Raw genomic sequence first — 3,272 nt, forward strand, 5'->3', positions numbered from 1 at the left:
TTTTTATAATACCAACAATTTTCATAATGCTTTTATATTTATTTGTTATCTTTAAAGAAGAAACGAATGTCTTTGAATATGGAAGGCCCCTAGCTAGCTTCAATATCACTTTTTCAATTGGATTAGGAGCTTACAGATAATATCTTATCTAAATGGGCTTGATGCTTTTTTCATTCTCAGATTACACAGGTTAAAAGAAGAGAAGTTCTACCAGCATAAAGGAGGTCACCAACTTGAGCGTTCCACATGCTCGGTTTGTGTCTTCTTTTTATTGTGAAAAGGAGTGGGTAGCCATGGATAAAAAGACATTGCGTGATTATAATTGGATGATTCACGAGATAAAAAGGCAGAGGGATTTGCTTGAGAATGCAGGAACAAATCTCGTTGCACAGTCGGGTATTGAGTCCGCATTCTCTAAAGCTCAAGGAGAAGTTGGAGATCCGGTGCTCAAGAGGTGGTCCGAAGGGACAAGACACATAAATGGATTAACAAAGTTCTCTATATTTAATAAAAATAAGTGCCATCCAAAGTTTTCAAAGAGCTTACATCCTGACGGTGGATGGCTATTCTGGGCTGGCGGAGGCAGTAGCAAGGGAAGAAACAAATCAAAGGAGGAAGATAACGTGGAGAAAAACGTATTCGTCGTGAATAGTGCGGTAGACGCAGTGGCCGTGGCATAGGCAGTCATTCGAAATAACGGATTCATCAAGCTCCGGAGCAATGCGGGGAGAGAGGAAATGAACGCGGAAGCATTTATATCGTAGGCGGCGGGAAGTACGGGGTGAAAGTTGGTAAAGGAACAGTAGTTGATCTTAGTGGAGCAACTTCAGAGGAGACAGCGGTAAATATGTGTAAAAGATTCGGTTTAATAAAATAAGAATAAATTCAAACTACAAGAAGCCATACTCAGGCTTCTTGTAGTTATATAAGCTTTTATTTATCAGAAGGAGGGGTATCGTAAATGTTTTTTGGAGCGGGCGATAATTTGGGTTTATTTCCATATGGACCAGGATTTCCTACATATCTGAATTGACCTCTTCCATCCGGTGCATAGCCTTGTGCCCACGGCCCTCCTGCATCTGCCTCACCTCTAGAAGTATTGTAAAAATCATAAGAGACCGCTTGTTTTTCTTTTTCTCTTGGGAAAGTTGTCGGAACAACTACATCTCCTGCTGATGCTTCTAACTCTCTAATTGCTTGTATCCACTGGTTTTGATGCGCAGTATCTCTAGCCAATAAGAAACTTAGGGAATCCTTAACTAGCGGGTCATCTGTTAGTTCATAAAGTCGTGCTACTTGTAATCTGCCTGTGATTCTGCAGTTAAGTTAGCTCTGAAATCAGCAAGTAAGTTACCGCTAGATATAATGTAATCAGCTGTCCATCTGTTTCCAACGCTATCTGCTGGCATTGCTCCTAATCCAGATACAATTGCATGCTGAGGGTTCATCCCTCCCATAATAGCAGCTATAGCGGGGTCAGAATGATAGGCACTTTCTTGTTGCTCTAGAGAGGTGTCATCTAGAAGTCGGGCTATCAGAGTGGCCAGTAGTTCCACATGAGCAATTTCTTCAGTCCCTATGTCCATTAACAGGTCCCGGTATTTTTTATTTCCTCTAACATTCATACCTTGAAAGAGATATTGCATCATTACAGAAATTTCTCCCCATTGCCCCCCAAGCACTTCTTGTAATTGCTTAGCGAATATTGGATCAGGCTTACTCACCTTTGCTTCGTACTGTAGCTCTTTAATATGAAAGAACATTTAACCCCTCCTAATTGCTATCCGAGGTTATACTATGTGCCCAAGATAACTCTGTGAATAAATTTAATTTAGATGACCGTATAAAGAAAGGATGTTCACAGATAATACTGCATGTGTACAAAAAAAGGAGATGATAGTATGGGTATTTTAAGTGGTAATCAAGAGAAGCAGCCGTTACATTATGGAGAGGTGTATAGTCTTTGGGGGTATTTATCAACTCTAAAGGGCAATGATGTAAGTTATCAAACCATGTATAACCATGCTGGTGATAAAGATCTTCAGAGGATTATTGAAGAGCTTGTACAAGGGATAAAACAGGAAAGTGAAGAGGTAGAGCAGGTACTTAAAGCTAACGGTGTTGTCTTGCCTCCAACTCCCCCAGAACGTTCCGTAGCAAAAAGTGAGGATATACCAGTAGGAGCAAAAATGAACGATCCTGAAATTAGTGCGGCTATTTCAATGAACATTGCCCAGGGGTTAGTAGCTTGCAGTCAGGCAATTGGACAATCCGCAAGGGAAGACATAGCTATGTTATTCGGAAAGTTCCATATGAATAAAATGCAAGCAGGAGCTAAAGCTCTTAAGTTAAATAAAGACAAAGGGTGGTTAATTGTTCCCCCACTTCATAAATAAGAAAAAAGCAGGCGATTTGCCTGCTTTTTTGTTTTATTTCCCATCATTTTCATCTGGAGAAATCTCTTCAGATGTTTCCACCCTATATTGAGGTATTCGATCTAAATTACTTTGTTTTTCTTTTCCTTTTTCTTCATTTTCTAAACTCCGTGCCACGGACTGGTGAAAAAAGTATTCAAAAATTGTCAAAGATATAGTTGCATATAACGTCGCTTGGAAGACATCATCTCCGACAGTTAGCGCATCGGATATTAAGTAAACGATGGCAAATATTAATACAAAATCACCTAAGGTTGCAGAAGTATTACTTGTTTTTGAGAGAAGGAAAATATCTCCCACCAGGTAAGATACAGCAGTCAATACTAAGCTGATTAAAAACACATTACCAAAGGAAACATCAAAACCCCAACCAAGAATAATTAACAGCACGGCAAAACTGAACAAGAATTTTGTTAGGAACAACTTTGCATGGGTCATTTTAACCCTCCTTTCTGGTATATCCTTAGCGTGGATGTAAAAAAATATCCATATCTCAGTTTTGTAGCAATAAATTACGCAATAAGCATATAGTGTCCTGTAATATAAATTTGATTACTCTTCGTATTTATGCTTCTCTCTAAATTTGGGAGAGGTTTTTTTATGAATAATTTTTTATCGTAGAAATATATTAGATCTGAAAATTATTGCACAAGGTGTGTTTGTTTTGCATATCATTCATTGAGCATGAACATGAGTGGTATCACTTTCCTGGAAGCCTCGTAGCAGTCGAGGCTTTTCACAGTTTTTGAAGATAAAATATACAACTAATGCTTGTGATATATTGCCATACATATGTTTAAACAATTTTCTTATATAAATAATCATCCGTTGACATTA

Annotated in this window: 3 protein-coding genes and 1 pseudogene; 2 read left to right on the top strand and 2 right to left on the bottom strand. The window is 38.5% G+C overall.

Going from position 1 to position 3,272, the window contains the following annotated elements; all coding sequences use genetic code 11:
• Nucleotides 1–293 precede the first annotated feature (293 nt).
• Nucleotides 294–680 (top strand): hypothetical protein, encoded by a 387-nt coding sequence (locus D479_RS20065; RefSeq protein WP_008640540.1) that lies wholly within the window; start codon nucleotides 294–296, stop codon nucleotides 678–680.
• A gap of 253 nt (nucleotides 681–933) precedes the next feature.
• On the opposite strand, the pseudogene D479_RS19485 reads toward D479_RS20065, so the two are convergent.
• Nucleotides 934–1,763 (bottom strand): annotated as a pseudogene (locus D479_RS19485) (manganese catalase family protein).
• A gap of 138 nt (nucleotides 1,764–1,901) precedes the next feature.
• Between D479_RS19485 and D479_RS19490 the strand changes: the two are divergent.
• Nucleotides 1,902–2,396, top strand: a complete 495-nt coding sequence (locus tag D479_RS19490) for a DUF3231 family protein (protein WP_008640542.1) — start codon at nucleotides 1,902–1,904, stop codon at nucleotides 2,394–2,396.
• A gap of 33 nt (nucleotides 2,397–2,429) precedes the next feature.
• Here D479_RS19490 and D479_RS19495 read toward each other — a convergent pair whose 3' ends face one another.
• On the bottom strand, nucleotides 2,430–2,873 hold the full coding sequence (locus tag D479_RS19495) for a YndM family protein (protein WP_008640543.1): 444 nt from the start codon (nucleotides 2,871–2,873) through the stop codon (nucleotides 2,430–2,432).
• Between the last annotated feature and the right edge of the window lie 399 nt (nucleotides 2,874–3,272).

The organism is Halobacillus sp. BAB-2008 (assembly GCF_000328325.1).
Taxonomy (GTDB): Bacteria; Bacillota; Bacilli; order Bacillales; family Halobacillaceae; genus Halobacillus.